Here is a 17,037-nt window from a genome sequence, read left to right on the forward strand (position 1 = left end):
AATTATCTTTTAATCCCCTGGCCCTTGCCGGGGGATTGTTATTTATGAGAATTCACCCCATGAATTGGCAGTGTAAAACCTTTAATCAATTAAGCAATATTGAGCTTTACCAAATTCTGCAATTGCGCAGCGATGTGTTTGTTATTGAACAACAATGTATTTACCGGGATATGGATAATAAGGATCTTTTAGCCTCTCATTTGTTTTTAAGCAAAGACAATCAAATTGTTGCCTATTGCAGGCTGTTGCCTAAGGGCGTTTCCGTGGCGGATGCCGCTATCGGGCGGGTGATTATTCATGAGAAATACCGAGGGCGGCATCTTGCCCATAAAATGATGGGTAAGGCGATAGATATTATTATTCATGAATGGCATGAGAATAAAATCTATGTGCAGGCGCAGGAATATTTGCAAGGATTTTATCAGTCGTTAGGCTTTAAAGCCACCTCAGATGTTTATTTGGAAGATGAAATCCCGCATTTGGATATGTATTGGGAAAGTTAAACTTTTCCCCGCCTTTGCTGTCAAAGTGCGGTATCTTTTTACAAAGTTTTAATAAGAATAGGATGATTTATGAAAAAATGGCTCTTATCTGTTGCAGTTTTAGCGACCGTTACCGCTTGCTCATCAAGCAATGAATCTCGTCAGGTAGCAAATGATAGCTATGAGAAAAATGCGGAATCAAAAATCAATTTTTCACCATTAGCAACAGGCGGAGTTACCATTGTCGGTCAGGATAATAAATATCAACTGCCGACAACCAATATCAGCAAAGGGCCGGCAGTGGATATTCGTCCGCCGACAACGCCGATGTCAATTATCGGTAATTCGGTGGCTCAATTCGACGGCGAACGCGCCTCAATTGTGTATCCGGCAGCGAAAAGCGCGGTTTATAACTTAGATCAGGTCGCCCGTTTATTAAAAGAAGAAAATATTGAGTTTACCCGTCAGGAAAATAAATTACTGACCGATTGGGCGCCGACCGGGCGTGTTGATGAAGTGGGGGATGTCAAATTGCGTTATCTGATTGAGCAGCTTGGTAATAAAGAAGCCAACGCGCTTTCCGTCACCGTGCTTGAGGCCAAACGTAACGAGATTATTTTCACCCCTTCCGTGACGGATAAACAGCGTTATACTTCCGATCGCCTAAACAACTTTGTGGGTAACTTAAATCATGCTTATCGTACGCAAATGGCACAAACGGCACCGGTCGCTACATCAAACGGCGCTATTCAAGCGGAAATTGTTACCGACGGTAATAACCGAACCGCATTAGGGTTAACGTCAAGTTTTGCCCAATCATGGGAAAAACTCGGTCAGGTATTACCTGAATTGGGCTTTGATATTGATGAGGAAACGGCGGGTCGCGGTTATCGGGTATTAAAATACAAACCGGTAGACGATAGCCAATGGGCGCGTTTGGGCGTGAATAAGCCCGAATTGGAGAAAGGCGAATATTCAATGCAGTTAAGCGCTTACGGCAATCAAAGCGCAGTGGTGTTAATGGATGAAGACAAAGCCGCATTAGAAGGCGATAAAGCCCAAGCCGTGTATAAAGCGCTGCAGGTTCTGATGACTAAATAGTTTCTGCAGAATCATAATCAGACAACACCCCGTCGGGAGTAATCCGATGGGGTATTTTTTGGCAAAAATTTTCTCTTTTTTGACCGCACTTTGAACTTTCCGGCGAATTTTTTATCAAAATAGTGCATGATGAATCGTTTCATGCACTATTTATATAAGGATTATTTATGAAAACGAATTTAAAATTAGGCTTGCTTATCGGTGCTTTAGGATTATTTTCGACCGGTGCAATGGCGGCCCATCTGCCTGATGAAATTTATCAACCGCGCGGTGCAAAAGTGATTAAAGCGGATCGCCAGGGCAAAGGTGAATTTGAGGTTGAATTTCGTTTAGACGCCCGTGAACATCGTATTCCCGTATTGGCGGAGAAAGCGATTTCCCATGCCAGATATCATGGATTTCGTTTAGTTGAAAGTGAAATTGAGCATGATGATGCCGATTTAAAATTTAAACGCGGTGATCAGGAAATGGATATTGAAATCGAATTAAAAGATCATCATCGTATTGAATATAAAGCCGAACTTGATTTAGATAAAAATTAGTTCGGAAATAACAGAAAATCCGCGGTTTGTCGCGGATTTTTCTATTTTATAAACTTGAAAAATCCGATACAACCCCAATCTAACCAACAAATTTCGATAAAAAAGGATATAACATGACTACAATCGTATGTGTACGTAAAAATGGTAAAGTCGCCATTGGCGGCGACGGCCAAGCAACCTTGGGAAACTGTGTGGAAAAGGGAACCGTGCGTAAAGTACGTCGTTTATATAAAGATAAAGTGGTCACTGGTTTTGCAGGCTCAACGGCGGACGCTTTTATTCTGCGCGATTTATTTGAAAAGAAATTGGAATTGCATCAAGGGCATTTAGTCAAAGCGGCGGTGGAGCTGGCGAAAGAATGGCGAACCGAACGTTCGTTACGCCGTTTGGAAGCAATGATGATTGTCGCTAATGAAAGCGAATTTTTGCTTGTATCCGGCAGCGGTGATGTGATTGAACCCGAATTTGACGTGTTAGCCATTGGTTCCGGCGGTAATTTTGCAAAATCGGCCGCCCTTGCATTATTGCGCACAAATAACGAACTAAGTGCCGCTGAAATTGTAAAACAAGCTTTAATTATTGCCGGTGATATTGATATTTATACTAATCATAATCACGTTATCGAAGAAGTTTAAAACCGAATAACTTCCTTGCTGTTGCGTTGAGCGGTTTGTTTTAGTTTTTTAAAAAGTGCGGTTAATATTTTAAAAATTTTGAGAATTAGGAATACATTATGTCAATGACACCTCGTGAAATCGTATCTGAATTGGATGCGCATATTATCGGTCAAAACGAAGCAAAACGTGCGGTGGCAATTGCTTTACGTAATCGCTGGCGCCGTATGCAGCTGCCGGAAGATCTGCGTCAGGAAATCACACCTAAGAATATTTTAATGATTGGGCCGACCGGGGTCGGTAAAACGGAAATCGCCCGTCGCTTGGCAAAATTAGCCAATGCACCCTTTATTAAAGTGGAAGCCACAAAATTTACCGAAGTCGGATATGTGGGTAAAGAAGTGGATTCGATTATCCGCGATCTTGCCGATATTTCAATGAAACTGGTACGCCAGCAGGCGGTGGAAAAAAACCGCATGAAAGCGCAGGATGCGGCGGAAGACCGCATTTTAGACGTGTTGCTGCCGCCGGCAAAAGATCAATGGGGTAATGTGCAGGAAACGGGTAACGCTTCAACCCGTCAGGTATTCCGCAAAAAATTACGTGAGGGGCAGTTGGATGAGCGGGAAATCGAGATTGATATTTCAACGCCTGTTAACGTTGAGATAATGACGCCGCCGGGTATGGAAGATATGACTTCTCAACTTCAATCTTTATTTGAAGGAATGTCGCCGAATAAAACCAAAAAGCGCAAAATGAAAATTAAAGACGCGTTAAAAGTAATGCTGGATGAAGAAGCGGCAAAATTGGTTAATCCTGAGGAATTGAAACAAAAAGCCATTGAAGCGGTAGAGCAGCACGGCATTGTGTTCATTGACGAGATAGATAAAATCTGTAAAAAAGGCGAACATAGCGGCGGTGATGTTTCCCGCGAAGGCGTACAACGGGATTTATTGCCGATTATTGAAGGTTCGACCGTTAATACCAAACACGGCATGGTGAAAACCGACCATATTCTTTTTATCTGTTCAGGCGCTTTCCAAGTAGCTCGTCCGTCGGATTTATTGCCTGAATTACAAGGGCGTTTGCCGATTCGCGTTGAATTAAAATCACTGACAAAAGAAGATTTTGAACGTATTTTAACGGAACCTAACGCATCGTTAACCTTGCAATATCGCGAATTGATGAAAACGGAAGGGGTTGATATTGAGTTTACTCAGGACGGTATCAGCAAAATTGCCGAGTCGGCATTCCGAGTGAATGAGAAAACCGAAAATATCGGCGCCCGTCGTTTACATACTGTTTTGGAACGCTTAATGGACGGTATTTCATTTGATGCAAGCGAACGTGCCGGTGAGAAAGTGGTGATCGATGAAAAATACGTTTCAGACGCGTTGAATGATGTTGTGGAAAATGAAGATTTAAGCCGTTTTATTTTATAATCGGAATTGATAAAAGTGCGGTGAAAATTCAGCAAATTTTACCGCACTTTTAAAATTTTTCTCCAATAATAATGCCCGCTTATGCGGGCATTATTTTATGGACGATTAACTTATCGGTTTGCCCAATTGGCGATTTTATTGCTTTCTTTGTTATCGGCTTTTTGTTCCAAAGCAAGTGCCGGCTTTTCGATAACTTCTTCAGTTGACAGGCGGTTTACCGCCATTGCCGCTTTTAATCCTTCTTCACGAACCCGTTTTGCCGATTCCGTGTCTTTTACCTGTTCGAACACATAAGCCGCCATGGTTGCATCGCTCGGATCTAATTTATCCTGACCGGAAACCACTTGTTTAAAGCATTCGCTGGCTTTGTTGAAGTCGTTATTGCGCACATATAAATAACCTAAAGCGCGGTTTAAGCAACATTGATGTTCCGCAGGTGTTGATGACATACGCTTTTCCAGCAATTTCACTAACTTACTGTTATCGGTTGCTTGCAGTTTTGTCATTAGATTAAAGAATTTTCCGGCAAGGTCTTTGTTCTCATCAACTTTTTTAAACGCATCTAAACTGATTTCATAAGCCGAATCATGATCGTTACAGTCGATTAAACGACTGATTAATGCGAGCTTCACATAGAAATCGTTACGACGCTTGCGAGATTGATCTTCCCACCAGGCAAGCAAACCGTCCGCACCTTCTTCGTTCATGATTTCATCAAGCAAACCGTCTTCGGTTTTACGTTGTAGATCAATAAATTCTTTCTGTGTATATAAACCGCTACTTTCTACAGTCGATAAAATATTATCCAAGGTAGAATAGGCTTTTGAGCGCAAATAAATTTCAGTGGCTAATTTTAAGACTTCCGGATTGCGCGGCGCCATTTCCAATACGCTATCTACCGAGCTGCGAGCCGCCGGCAGTTTATTTTGTTGTAATAAAATTTTGGTACGAGCCAATTCCACCAATAAATTATCGGAACCCGCCAATTCGGTGGCTTCAATTAAGTAACGGTTGGCGCTGAATTCATCGCCTCGTTGTTGTGCCGCTTCCGCCGCTTTAATGAAATTCAGGATTGGTTCCGCGGAATGTTTAGCATTTTTACCGATTAATTTTTCCGCTTTGGAATAATCCCCTTCCGTCATCCGCATTAAACCTTCAAGAGTTTGGCGTTGCGCTTTATTACGTTTACGTTTGGAGAAAAACGTATAAGTGGCGTTACTCCATTTGAAGAAATGGCTGATTGCCCATTCCAGTATATAAACAACCGCCATGGCGGCAATAAACAGAATGATTAAGGTGGTAATCGACATTTCAATATTATAATTACCCGTAGCGATTAATATGTATCCCTGCTTGCCGGAGAGATAAGGACCCGCTACTAAACCGGCTAATAATGCCAGCATCAGAAATAAAACTTTAAACATAATCTATTTCCTTATTGTTGAGGTTCTACCGGCACCGGTTCGCTTGTCGCCGGCACATTTTGTTCGGTTTCCGGTGCGGCGCCCGTTTCGTTATTTTCCGTTAAGCCTTTATCTACGGAAAGCTCGACTTTTTTCACTTCATGCACTTGTTTATTCAGTAATTGATCTAAGGCGTTTAAGCTTTCCAGGCGTTCCGGCACATCTACATAAATAGATTGTTCGGATAATTCGTCAATATTTTTTAAGAAGTTTTTAGCCAGATCGGAATTGGTATCGAAATAACTTCTGATCCAGGAACTTACCGCTTCAAGGGATTGTTTGTACAATTCGTTTTGCTGGCGCGGTACGGCTAAAATGGCAATTTGCAAACGCAAACGGATATTTTCACGCAGATAAATATCCTGATTCGGCGCCAATAATTCTTTTTTGCTTGAATTGGTCGGGGTGACTCGCACAAAATGATTCAAAAAAGAGACCGCACTTTTTTTCAGATTATTCTGCCAATCGCCCACGGAATCGGTGACCGCTGCGCTGTTTTCCTGATCGTCAAAGTCTATATTCAGCACGGTTAATTCATCAAGGCTGTTTGCTAATTGAGAAAGGCGTTGCATAATCGCATTTTGGTCAACGTTGTTTAAGGCAAGCAGTTGTTTGAGATCGTTATTTAACGCGCTTCTGATGGCGGAAGCCTGAGGCGTGGCGACTTTTTCTAACGCTTCGTCGGCTAATTTAATGAGAGAAATACTGGTATCCACATCATGATCGACCACAAGTTTGCGCAAGGCATTGGTTAACAAAAAGTCCGCTTCGGATAATAACCAATCGTTCGGCTGTTCCGCTTTTACCGAATTGCTGACGGCATTGATTTGCGATTGCAGGCTTAATAAAGCCTGATCTTTTGCCGTGATTTCACGTTGCAGAACGGCAATTTTATCCGCATTGGTTTGATTATTTTCGTTAACCAATTTAAGAATATGCTCTTTGGTTTGCTCAAAATCAGGCGATTCGGCGGTCGCTCCCGGTTGTTGGGATTGAAGTGCGGTCAGTTTTTGCTGAATTTGCTGCACTTGTTGCTGACCGAAATAATAGCCGGCACCGCCCACGCCTAATGCAATCAGGATTGCCAACAGCCCCAATGCCGAGCCACCTTTTTTAACGACGACAGGCTCTGGAGTGCGGTTGTTTTTTGAGTTTTTTTCTGAACTGTCCGCTTTTATCGCGTCTGTTGCTTTGTTTTCAACAATTTCCACGGTTTCCACATTTTCAGTTTGCTTATCTGTCATATTTATAACCTTTTATTTTAAGAAGTTAACGTTAAAATGGTTTGCAATAAGGTATTGTTATCGGCTTTGGGCGATACGACAATATCCGTCCAGCCGAATTTTCTCGCCATATTTTCAATTCTTGTGCTGACTACAACGAGCTGACAACTACGTAACCAATCATATTCGTTTTCCGGCACAAATTGAATCAATGTATTCAGCAGCTCACCGCTTGTTACTACAATAGTTTGAATCCCGGCCCGTTTGCAAATGCTGGTTTGTTCAACATTATCGTAATCAATAGGTTGGCGCTGGTAACATTCTAATATATCAATGTCGCCGCCACGAGCCAGAACCTGTTGCGGGAATAATTCGCGCCCGCTATTGCCGCGTAACAGGAGTACGTTTTTTCCTTTCAGATTTTGCATTTGCGCTAAAGCAAGCATTCCTTCGCTGTTTTCGGACAGGAAGGGATAATGTACGGGTTGCTCGCTTAGACTGCTAAAATGTAATGCGGTTTGCTGCCCGACGGTAAAGTATTGTAAATCCGTACGCCAATGAAAGCCCGTATTTTGCAAGGTTTCTGCGGCAAAATCCACCGCACTTTGCGATACGGCAACTACATAATCATTCGGTTTTAACTGGTTGAATTTATTGGGCAGATCGTTTAATTCCCGCCCGGCGGTAATGTTAAAAAACGGCAGATGCAACGCGGCAACACCGGATTTATTTAACATATCAACGAGTTGAATTCCTTTTTCAGCCGGACGAGTTACTAACACTGCCATAAATTAATCCTGATAAACCGATTTTAAAATTTTATCCGCACCTTGCTGCAGTAAATCTTCAGCAATTTGTACACCTAAAACTTCGGCATTTTCGACCGCACTTTTACCTTCGGCACGAATGATTTGGGAACCGTCGGTTGCGCCTACCAGTGCGCGCAGAAATACTTCGCCGTTTTTTACCTGTGCAAATCCGCCGATTGGCACTTGGCAACCGCCTTGTAAACGGTTATTCATAGCGCGTTCGGCTAATACGCAAATAGTGGTTTCCTGATGAGCCAGAGGCGCTAATAAACTTTGTACCAGCTCGTCATCCACTCGACACTCAATTCCTACCGCACCTTGTCCCGCCGCAGGCAAAGAAACATCCGTTTCGATAAAAGAAGCGATACGTTCCGCCATGCCTAAGCGAATTAAACCGGCGGAAGCTAAAATAATTGCGTCATAATCGCCGTTATCTAACTTGCTTAAACGGGTTCCCACATTACCGCGTAATGAGCGAATATCCAAATCCGGACGCAAGCTCTTTAATTGACATTGGCGACGCAAGCTGGAAGTGCCTACAATCGCACCTTGCGGCAGTTCCGCCAAACTGCGGTATTTATTGGAAACAAAGGCATCGCGCGGATCTTCCCGTTTACAGATAACGCTTAAGCCCAGCCCTTGCGGAAATTCCATCGGCACGTCTTTCATAGAATGTACGGCAATGTCCGCTTCATGATTCAGTAAAGCATGTTCCAATTCTTTAACGAACAACCCTTTGCCGCCGATTTTAGCTAAAGGCGTGTCGAGAATAACGTCGCCTTTTGTGACCATAGTGACTAATTCCACTTGCAGATCGGGATAAAGAGCGGTTAAACGATCTTTTACGTAATTAGCCTGCCATAGTGCCAATGGGCTTTGGCGGGTTGCTATTTTTAAATGGTTTTTATTATTCATAGAGTAATTTTATTACATATTACAAATAGCTATATCCTATCACCGTTAGTTGAAAAAGTCAGTCTCTTTGAGAGAATTACGATCTTGTTTGCTTTCATATATTGACAGTGATAGAGTAGCGAATTGTTGCTATTCTTTTTAGGCTTTCATGAAATACGATCTCCAGTTTGCTAAAAAACAGGTTGACGATTTACATCGGCTGCGTGTCGAACGGGTTTTGCAAGGCTCTACCGCAGATTTCCAACATGTTTTTCAATTAATTGCATTATTATTACATCTGAATCACCCCGCATTGCCGGGTTATGTGACAGATGCGCCTGCCGGTGTCGCACATTTCAAATTATCGGATTATCAAAAAAATTTTCTGGCTCAACAATTCCCTACAGGCTTTGATTTTGTTCGATTAGAGCAAGAATCTAATGCTCATCAACAGGAAAAAACGCCCATTTACGGGGTTTATGTGATGGGTAGTATCGCTTCTATTTCGCAAACCGCCAAATCGGATTTGGATACCTGGGTTTGTCACAGTCCGGATTTAACACCCTATGCACTTAATAAATTACAACAAAAAACGCAATTGTTAAAAATTTGGGCCAAGAAATTTAATACGGATATTACCTTGTTTTTGATGGATGAATTTTATTTCAACCATTACCGTTATTCGAATACGTTAAGCGTTGAGAATTGCGGCAGTGCGCAGCATATGCTATTGCTTGACGAATTTTATCGTTCCGCTATCCGTTTGGCGGGTAAACCTTTACTTTGGCTGCATCTTAATGTTGAAAATGAAGCGGATTATGGAAAAGAAGTACAGCGTTTGCAGCAAACTAAACAAATTAACCGTGCGGACTGGATTGATTTCGGCGGATTAGGCGCCTTTTCCGCCAACGAATATTTTGGCGCCAGTCTTTGGCAGCTTTATAAAGGGATCGACTCGCCTTATAAATCCGTGTTGAAAATCGTCTTGCTGGAGTCTTATTCCTGGGAATATCCGAATGCAAAATTAATTTCGGTGCAATTCAAACAACAGCTTTTTAATTCAAAAGTAATAAAAGAACAATCTTTTGACGCTTATTTAGCTATGCTTGAACGGGTAACGGAATATTTAACCAAATTAAAAGATGAAAAACGGTTGGATTTTATTCGTCGTTGTTTTTATATCAAGGTTACGGAAACCGTACGTGAGCGCCCGTTAGCGCCTTGGCGGGCTAAAATTCTGAAAAATCTGACCGCACAATGGGGCTGGTCAGAGGAAACTATTAAACATTTAAACCGTATTCATACCTGGAAAATTCGTTCGGTTCGGGAAACTCATAACAAACTGATTCGCGTGCTGATGCTAAGTTATCGAAATTTGGTCAATTTTGCCCGTAAACATAATGTGAACGCCAGTATTGCACCGCAGGATATCAGTATTCTGACCCGTAAACTCTATACGGCGTTTGAAGTGCTGCCCGGCAAAGTGACGTTAATGAATCCGCAATTGGCGTTGGATTTGTCGGAAAAAAATCTAACTTTTATTGAAGTGACGGAAGAACACGGCGTGAAACCGGGCTGGTATGTAGTCAATCAAATGCCGTCGGTGGTTTATCCGTCACAAAACCGTTATATTGAGTATAATCCTATATTAATCAAGTTGATTGCATGGACGTATTTTAACGGTTTACTCACCAGCAAAACCAAAGTGCATATTTCCAGCACTCATGTGGATATTGAAAAAATTAACCAGTGTATTACGGATTTGCGAGTTTCGTTTCCCGTCAAAGTATCGCCGCCTACCGATGAAGAATTAACTCATCCTTGCGAGATTCGAAGTCTTGCGGTAATGATTAATTTAACTAAGGATCCGACTCCCTATTCGGATATTAACCGTACGGAAATTCAACAAAGCGATTTGTTTAGTTTAGACGGCGAAAACGAAAGTCTGATTGGCAGTGTAGATTTGCTGTATCGTAATAAATGGAATGAAATTAAGACATTACATTACGAAGGCGATAAAGCCATGCTTTCCGCATTGAAAGTGTTATCCAATAAAATACATCGCGGCTCGGGTGTGCCGGAATCGGTGAATGTGTTTTGTTATAATCAATATTATCAGGAAGAAATTTCCGAGTTAGTCGTCGGGCTATTAAACAAATGTATCAGTATTCAGCTTGGTACGACTCAGTTGCCGATGAGTAGCGTTCCGCGGATGACCGGTAAAAACTGGAAATTATTTTTTGAGGAACATGACGCGACCTTACATCAGCCGCAAACCGAACCTGCATTTATCTCGCAGGTTATTGCCGAACAAAAACAAGTGAAGGTAAAAAGAAACCAACCTTATAAACATTTGCTTAATTATCCTCGCCAAATTGACTCTTTTGCCAGTGAGGGTTTTTTACAGTTCTTTTTTGAAGACAATGAAGACGAAACCTTTAATGTTTATATTTTAGACGAAAATAATCGTCTTGAAATTTACCGTCAGTGTGACGGCAGTAAAGAACAAAAAATTCGTGAGATTAGTCAAATTTATAATTTATCGGGCTCGGATCAAAACGATAATCACTATAAAATAATCAAGCGTGATTTTAATTATCCGCAATTTTATCAATTAAAACATCAACAAAAAGGCATCCTTATTTTACCGTTCAGCGGTTCTTGCATGGTATAGCATGGGGATATTGTTTTATAATCGTCAAGGTGAGAAATATGAGTGAAAAAACCAAAGTAATTGTTATCGATGATCACCCGCTAATGCGTCGCGGTATCAAGCAACTGATTGAACTGGAAGAACAGTTTGAAGTTGTAGGTGATGCCGGTAGTGGTAATGAGGGCGTCGAGCTTGCAATTAAAACTTCACCGGATTTAATTATTCTTGATTTAAATATGAAAGGTTTGTCCGGTTTAGATACATTAAAAGTACTGCGCCAGGAAGGTGTTGACGCTCGTATTGTTATTCTGACCGTATCGGATTCGAAAGCGGATATTTATGCTTTGATTGATGCCGGCGCGGACGGTTATTTATTAAAAGATACGGAACCTGACACATTACTCGCTCAAATTAAACAAATTGCACAAGGTGAAATTATCTTAAGTGATTCAATTAAAAATTTATTGGTTGAACGCCATCCGGCTCACGAGCCGATCCATGCGCTTACTGATCGTGAAATGGACGTATTGCAACTTATCGCAACCGGGCTCTCCAATAAACAAATTGCGGCGCAATTATTTATTTCGGAGGAAACCGTCAAAGTACATATCCGTAATTTATTACGTAAACTCAATGTACATTCGCGTGTCGCCGCCACCGTACTTTACCTTGAATACAAAGGCTCATAATAAATACAATTAAATTTTGAAACCGGCTTATCCGCAGCCGGTTTTTTTATTCGCATTATATTGATGTTATGCACACCATCATATGATTTTAACGGACGTCATACATGGTGTCCGCAGTAATGTTTCATCTGAATATTTCATTATTAAAATTTTCTTTGATCCAGTTCACAAATTTAAAATTTGTTATTTTCCATTCCTAATAAATTTGATTAGACTTCTTCATCGAAACGTTTCGATAGATAAAACGTCAAAAGGGATAAATAAAATGAAAAAAACAACCATTTTAAACGCTCAACTTTCTTATTCCATCGCTACATTGGGTCATACCGACGGGCTTTGTATTTGTGATGCAGGGTTACCGATTCCTGATTGTGTCGAACGCGTGGACTTAGCTCTTACAAGAGGTACTCCCGGTTTTCTGGAGACTTTATACTGTATTACGCAGGAAATGTTTGTTGAGCGCGTAGTTATCGCTGAAGAAGTTAAACAAAAAAATCCGCAAATTTTGACCGCACTTTTAGAACATTTCAAAACATTAGAAGTGGAGCAAGGTAATCAAATTCAAGTGGATTATGTTTTGCATGAACGGTTTAAACAACTCACTCATGAAAATAAAGCCATTGTTCGCACGGGTGAATGTTCTCCTTATGCTAATGTAATTCTTTATTCCGGCGTGCCGTTTTAATAGGTAATTCTTATGCAAAAACAAACCTTATTAAATATTCAAGGCATTGATAAATCCTTTCCGGGAGTTAAAGCGTTAAGTAACGCTTGTTTGTCGGTTTATGCTGGGCGGGCTATGGCGTTAATGGGTGAAAACGGCGCTGGTAAATCAACCTTAATGAAAGTACTTACAGGGATTTATAGTAAAGATGCGGGAACCATTGAGTATCTCGGTCAGGCGGTAGCCTTTAAAGGACCGAAAGATTCGCAGGAAGCGGGTATTAGCATTATCCACCAAGAATTAAACTTAGTGGGGAATTTGACTATCGCGGAAAATATTTTTTTAGGGCGTGAGTTTACTAATGCTTTTGGTGCTATTGACTGGAAAAAAACTTATGCGGAAGCGGATAAATTACTTGTGCGATTAAATGTTTCCCACGACAGCCATCAGCTTTGTTCGAAACTTTCTATCGGCGAGCAGCAAATGGTGGAAATTGCCAAAGCATTAAGTTTTGAATCTAAAGTCATCATTATGGACGAACCGACCGATGCCTTGACCGATACGGAAACCGAGGCACTTTTTAAGGTTATCCGCGAATTAAAAGCCGAACAACGGGGTATCGTTTATATTTCTCACCGGATTAAAGAAATTTTTGAGATTTGTGACGATGTGACCGTATTGCGTGACGGACAGTTTATCGGCGAACGAGAAGTCGCCCAATTAACGGAAGATACGTTAATTGAGATGATGGTGGGACGTAAGCTGGAAGAACAATATCCGCATATTGAAATCCAGAAAGGTGATGTTCGCCTTGAAGTTAACGGATTATCCGGCAGCGGTGTGCATGATGTCAGTTTCAAATTACATAGCGGTGAAATCCTCGGCGTTTCCGGTTTAATGGGGGCGGGGCGTACGGAATTAATGAAAGTGCTTTACGGTGCGTTACCAATGGAAAAAGGCGAGGTAAAACTCAACGGTAAACTTATTGGTAATCATTGTCCACAAGACGGTTTGGATAACGGTATTGTGTATATTTCCGAAGATCGTAAAGGCGACGGGCTGATTCTAGGTATGTCGGTAAAAGAAAATATGTCGCTTACCGCATTGGATCATTTCTCCCGAGCAGGCAGTATTCGCCATGATTCCGAACAGCTTGCGGTGGACGATTTTATTTTAATGTTTAATATCAAAACACCGAGCCGCGATCAGCAAATAGGTTTGCTTTCGGGCGGAAATCAACAAAAAGTTGCTATTGCCAAAGGTTTAATGACTCGTCCGAACGTCTTGATTTTAGACGAACCGACCCGTGGTGTGGATGTCGGGGCAAAAAAAGAAATTTATCAGTTAATTAATAAATTTAAACAAGACGGGTTAAGTATTATTTTGGTTTCATCGGAAATGCCGGAAGTGTTGGGAATGTCCGACCGTATTTTAGTGATGCACGAAGGTAAAATCAGTGCGGAATTTTCACGAGATGAAGCGACTCAAGAAAAATTATTAGCTGCAGCTATCGGCAAAAGTGCGGTGTAAAAAAGGAAAATTTTATGACAACGAAAAATAATCAATTCCAATTGGGGAAATTTCTGTTAGAACAACGTTCTATCGTGGCATTACTGATTTTGATTGCTATTGTATCCTTTATCAATCCGGATTTTTTTACCATTGATAATATTCTGAATATTTTGCGCCAAACTTCGGTAAACGCCATTATTGCAGTAGGAATGACCTTTGTGATTTTAATTGCGGGTATTGATCTTTCCGTCGGTTCCGTTTTGGCACTAACAGGTGCGGTAGCCGCAACTATGGTCGGTTCGGAACTTTCCATGTTATTAGTGATTCCGGTTACCTTATTGTTAGGTACGTTACTTGGCGGGATCAGTGGTGTTATCGTAGCCAAAGGTAAAGTTCAGGCCTTTATCGCCACACTGGTTACTATGACTTTATTACGCGGCGTTACTATGGTTTACACCGATGGTCGCCCAATCGGCACGGGCTTTTCCGATGCGGCGGATAGTTTTGCCTATTTAGGTACCGGTTATTTATTTGGTATTCCAGTACCGATTTGGTTAATGGCAATTGTGTTTGCCGTGGCTTGGTATGTACTTAAGCACATGCGTATCGGGCGTTATATTTATGCCTTGGGCGGCAATGAGTCGGCGACTCAACTTTCAGGTATTAACGTTAATAAAATTAAAATCTTTGTTTTTGCGGTAAGCGGTTTTTTATCCGCACTTGCAGGCTTAATTGTGACTTCTCGCCTTTCTTCCGCACAACCTACCGCCGGTGTTTCTTATGAATTGGATGCAATTGCTGCGGTTGTTGTGGGCGGAACCAGCTTAATGGGCGGTAAAGGTCGCGTTATGGGAACTCTAATTGGTGCGTTAATTATCGGCTTCTTAAATAACGCATTAAATTTATTAGATATTTCATCTTACTATCAGATGATTGCTAAAGCGTTAGTTATCCTTGTTGCTGTTCTTGCAGATAACTATTTAGGTAGTAAAAAAGCGTAGTTAATTATTTTGGGTATAGTGATATACCTATCAAATCAATTTAAACAACTAGGAGAAACCCTATGAAAACATTTAAAAAATTAGCTTCAACTCTTGCACTGACAGCACTTTTCAGCAGTGCGGCAATAGCACAGGATACTATCGCGTTAACCGTATCTACCTTAGATAATCCGTTCTTTGTTTCTTTAAAAGACGGCGCCCAAAAGAAAGCGAATGAATTGGGTTACAAATTAGTGATATTAGACTCACAAAACGACCCGGCAAAAGAACTTTCTAATGTAGAAGATTTAACGGTTCGCGGTGCAAAAGTATTGCTGATCAATCCGACTGATAGTGAAGCGGTGAGCAATGCCGTTGCTATCGCCAACCGTAATAACATTCCGGTTATTACTTTAGACCGCGGCGCCGCCAAAGGTAAAGTTGTTAGCCATATCGCCTCTGATAACGTAGCCGGCGGTAAAATGGCGGGTGATTTCATCGCCCAAAAATTAGGCGAAGGTGCAAAAGTTATTCAATTGGAAGGATTAGCTGGTACTTCGGCGGCGCGCGAACGCGGCGAAGGTTTTAAACAAGCCATTGAAACCCATAAATTTGACGTATTGGCGAGTCAGCCGGCTGACTTTGATCGCACTAAAGGATTGAACGTAACTGAAAACTTATTGACAAGCAAAGGTGCGGTGCAAGCGATTTTTGCACAAAATGATGAAATGGCATTAGGTGCGTTACGTGCAATCAGCGCAGCAAATAAAAAAGTGTTAGTCGTCGGTTTTGACGGTACAGATGACGGCGTTAAAGCAGTGAAAAGCGGTAAACTTGCGGCAACGGTTGCACAACAACCTGAATTAATCGGTAGTCTTGGGGTGGAAACCGCCGATAAAATTTTAAAAGGTGAAAAAGTGGAAGCAAGTATTCCGGTTCCGCTAAAAGTGGTAACCGAATAAGCCATTCTTTTTTATAATAACGGACGCTGTTTATGCGTCCTTTATAAAGGTGTTTAAATTATGAAAAAGCTAACTGTTCTCGGTAGTATTAATGCAGATCATGTGATTTCCGTACCGCACTTTGTGAAACCCGGTGAAACCCTGACCGGTTCGAATTATCATATTGCTTATGGCGGGAAAGGGGCAAATCAAGCGGTTGCCGCCGCACGATTGGGGGCTGATGTGGATTTTATCGCCTGTATAGGTGATGACGATATCGGTAAAGCCATGAAAGCCGCTTTTGAACGGGACGGTATCCATACCCATACGATTTCCACTATTCCTCATCAAACTACCGGGATCGCAATGATTCAAGTAGCGGAAAGCGGGGAGAATAGCATTGTGATTTCGGCGGGAGCGAATGCGCATTTAACCGAAGAACTGTTAGCTCAACATCAAGAGAGTATTGCACATGCGGACTGCCTGCTTATGCAGTTGGAAACGCCTATAAGTGCGGTAGAAAAAGCGGCTGTTTTTGCTAAACAGAACGGGACAAAAGTTGTACTCAATCCCGCACCGGCGCAGCCTTTGTCTGATCATTTACTTGCCCATATCGATATGATTACGCCGAATGAAACCGAAGCGGAGATTCTCACCGGCGTGCAAGTAACGGATGAACAAAGTGCGGCGGAAGCAGCGCAGGTTTTTCATCACAAAGGTATTGAAACGGTGCTGATTACGCTGGGATCAAAAGGCGTATTTTTCAGCAGCCGGGGCGTTCAACGGATTATTCCGGGGTTTCGGGTAAAAGCCGTTGATACCACGGCGGCGGGCGATACCTTTAACGGTGCATTGATTACCGCATTGCTGGAGGATAAATCCATGGAGGAAGCTATCCGTTTTGCTCACGGTGCGGCGGCTATCAGCGTTACCCGCAAAGGGGCGCAACCTTCAATTCCAAGTAGAGAAGAAACATTAGCCTTTCTTAATGAACAACATTAAAAGGGCGTTTTTAAGCAAGTTCAAAA

Annotated in this window: 16 protein-coding genes; 12 read left to right on the forward strand and 4 right to left on the reverse strand. The window is 41.8% G+C overall.

Translation table 11 applies throughout. The features are described from left to right. Positions 1-59: 59 nt before the first annotated feature. The 5 genes from A4G13_RS09850 (at position 60) to hslU (ending at position 4,181) form a co-directional block, all read left to right on the forward strand. Positions 60-503, forward strand: a complete 444-nt coding sequence (locus tag A4G13_RS09850; protein ID WP_041639480.1) for a GNAT family N-acetyltransferase — start codon at positions 60-62, stop codon at positions 501-503. A 69-nt stretch (positions 504-572) separates the two neighbouring features. Beyond that, the gene (gene bamC / locus A4G13_RS09855) at positions 573-1,583 is read left to right on the forward strand and encodes an outer membrane protein assembly factor BamC (RefSeq protein ID WP_090654147.1); all 1,011 of its coding nucleotides are present in this window, start codon (positions 573-575) and stop codon (positions 1,581-1,583) included. A gap of 167 nt (positions 1,584-1,750) precedes the next feature. Beyond that, on the forward strand, positions 1,751-2,125 hold the full coding sequence (locus A4G13_RS09860) for a hypothetical protein (protein WP_011199451.1): 375 nt from the start codon (positions 1,751-1,753) through the stop codon (positions 2,123-2,125). Positions 2,126-2,238: 113 nt separating this feature from the next. Further along, positions 2,239-2,760 (forward strand): ATP-dependent protease subunit HslV, encoded by a 522-nt coding sequence (gene hslV / locus A4G13_RS09865; protein ID WP_011199453.1) that lies wholly within the window; start codon positions 2,239-2,241, stop codon positions 2,758-2,760. A gap of 95 nt (positions 2,761-2,855) precedes the next feature. Further along, positions 2,856-4,181 carry an HslU--HslV peptidase ATPase subunit gene (gene hslU / locus A4G13_RS09870; RefSeq protein ID WP_176752346.1) on the forward strand — a complete coding sequence of 442 codons (1,326 nt, stop codon included), beginning with the start codon at positions 2,856-2,858 and terminating at the stop codon, positions 4,179-4,181. 110 nt (positions 4,182-4,291) lie between these two features. Here hslU and A4G13_RS09875 read toward each other — a convergent pair whose 3' ends face one another. The 4 genes from A4G13_RS09875 to hemC are packed head-to-tail and all read right to left on the reverse strand — an operon-like array spanning position 4,292 to position 8,591. After that, entirely contained in the window at positions 4,292-5,605 is a 1,314-nt protein-coding gene (locus A4G13_RS09875; protein ID WP_090654145.1) for a heme biosynthesis protein HemY, read from the reverse strand. An 11-nt stretch (positions 5,606-5,616) separates the two neighbouring features. Then, entirely contained in the window at positions 5,617-6,888 is a 1,272-nt protein-coding gene (locus A4G13_RS09880; protein ID WP_090654143.1) for a uroporphyrinogen-III C-methyltransferase, read from the reverse strand. 17 nt (positions 6,889-6,905) lie between these two features. Further along, on the reverse strand, positions 6,906-7,655 hold the full coding sequence (locus A4G13_RS09885) for a uroporphyrinogen-III synthase (protein WP_090654141.1): 750 nt from the start codon (positions 7,653-7,655) through the stop codon (positions 6,906-6,908). A gap of 3 nt (positions 7,656-7,658) precedes the next feature. Then, positions 7,659-8,591, reverse strand: coding sequence for a hydroxymethylbilane synthase (hemC, locus tag A4G13_RS09890; RefSeq protein ID WP_090654139.1), 933 nt, complete (start codon positions 8,589-8,591; stop codon positions 7,659-7,661). Between the two features lie 148 nt (positions 8,592-8,739). Here hemC and A4G13_RS09895 point away from each other — a divergent pair, with 148 nt between their 5' ends. The 7 genes from A4G13_RS09895 (at position 8,740) to rbsK (ending at position 17,011) form a co-directional block, all read left to right on the forward strand. Further along, entirely contained in the window at positions 8,740-11,244 is a 2,505-nt protein-coding gene (locus tag A4G13_RS09895) for a class I adenylate cyclase (RefSeq protein ID WP_090654136.1), read from the forward strand. Between the two features lie 38 nt (positions 11,245-11,282). Beyond that, the gene (gene narL / locus A4G13_RS09900) at positions 11,283-11,912 is read left to right on the forward strand and encodes a two-component system response regulator NarL (protein WP_041639482.1); all 630 of its coding nucleotides are present in this window, start codon (positions 11,283-11,285) and stop codon (positions 11,910-11,912) included. 265 nt (positions 11,913-12,177) lie between these two features. Continuing rightward, positions 12,178-12,597 (forward strand): D-ribose pyranase, encoded by a 420-nt coding sequence (gene rbsD, locus A4G13_RS09905; RefSeq protein ID WP_090654133.1) that lies wholly within the window; start codon positions 12,178-12,180, stop codon positions 12,595-12,597. Positions 12,598-12,609: 12 nt separating this feature from the next. Further along, positions 12,610-14,106 carry a ribose ABC transporter ATP-binding protein RbsA gene (gene rbsA, locus A4G13_RS09910; protein ID WP_090654131.1) on the forward strand — a complete coding sequence of 499 codons (1,497 nt, stop codon included), beginning with the start codon at positions 12,610-12,612 and terminating at the stop codon, positions 14,104-14,106. A 14-nt stretch (positions 14,107-14,120) separates the two neighbouring features. After that, positions 14,121-15,089 carry a ribose ABC transporter permease gene (rbsC, locus tag A4G13_RS09915; protein ID WP_090654129.1) on the forward strand — a complete coding sequence of 323 codons (969 nt, stop codon included), beginning with the start codon at positions 14,121-14,123 and terminating at the stop codon, positions 15,087-15,089. Between the two features lie 62 nt (positions 15,090-15,151). After that, positions 15,152-16,030: a ribose ABC transporter substrate-binding protein RbsB gene (gene rbsB / locus A4G13_RS09920; protein WP_090654127.1), complete on the forward strand. Its 879-nt coding sequence runs from the start codon at positions 15,152-15,154 to the stop codon at positions 16,028-16,030. Between the two features lie 60 nt (positions 16,031-16,090). Beyond that, positions 16,091-17,011, forward strand: coding sequence for a ribokinase (gene rbsK, locus A4G13_RS09925; protein WP_090654125.1), 921 nt, complete (start codon positions 16,091-16,093; stop codon positions 17,009-17,011). Positions 17,012-17,037 lie beyond the last annotated feature (26 nt).

It is taken from the genome of Basfia succiniciproducens (assembly GCF_011455875.1).
GTDB classification, from domain to species: Bacteria; Pseudomonadota; Gammaproteobacteria; order Enterobacterales; family Pasteurellaceae; genus Basfia; species Basfia succiniciproducens.

Coding starts and splice junctions, on each gene's coding strand:
- A4G13_RS09850 (WP_041639480.1), top strand. CDS start 60: ATGAATTGGCAGTGTAAAACCTTTAATCAATTAAGCAATATTGAGCTT.
- bamC (WP_090654147.1), top strand. CDS start 573: ATGAAAAAATGGCTCTTATCTGTTGCAGTTTTAGCGACCGTTACCGCT.
- A4G13_RS09860 (WP_011199451.1), top strand. CDS start 1,751: ATGAAAACGAATTTAAAATTAGGCTTGCTTATCGGTGCTTTAGGATTA.
- hslV (WP_011199453.1), top strand. CDS start 2,239: ATGACTACAATCGTATGTGTACGTAAAAATGGTAAAGTCGCCATTGGC.
- A4G13_RS09875 (WP_090654145.1), bottom strand. CDS start 5,605: ATGTTTAAAGTTTTATTTCTGATGCTGGCATTATTAGCCGGTTTAGTA.
- A4G13_RS09880 (WP_090654143.1), bottom strand. CDS start 6,888: ATGACAGATAAGCAAACTGAAAATGTGGAAACCGTGGAAATTGTTGAA.
- A4G13_RS09885 (WP_090654141.1), bottom strand. CDS start 7,655: ATGGCAGTGTTAGTAACTCGTCCGGCTGAAAAAGGAATTCAACTCGTT.
- hemC (WP_090654139.1), bottom strand. CDS start 8,591: ATGAATAATAAAAACCATTTAAAAATAGCAACCCGCCAAAGCCCATTG.
- A4G13_RS09895 (WP_090654136.1), top strand. CDS start 8,740: ATGAAATACGATCTCCAGTTTGCTAAAAAACAGGTTGACGATTTACAT.
- narL (WP_041639482.1), top strand. CDS start 11,283: ATGAGTGAAAAAACCAAAGTAATTGTTATCGATGATCACCCGCTAATG.
- rbsD (WP_090654133.1), top strand. CDS start 12,178: ATGAAAAAAACAACCATTTTAAACGCTCAACTTTCTTATTCCATCGCT.
- rbsA (WP_090654131.1), top strand. CDS start 12,610: ATGCAAAAACAAACCTTATTAAATATTCAAGGCATTGATAAATCCTTT.
- rbsC (WP_090654129.1), top strand. CDS start 14,121: ATGACAACGAAAAATAATCAATTCCAATTGGGGAAATTTCTGTTAGAA.
- rbsB (WP_090654127.1), top strand. CDS start 15,152: ATGAAAACATTTAAAAAATTAGCTTCAACTCTTGCACTGACAGCACTT.
- rbsK (WP_090654125.1), top strand. CDS start 16,091: ATGAAAAAGCTAACTGTTCTCGGTAGTATTAATGCAGATCATGTGATT.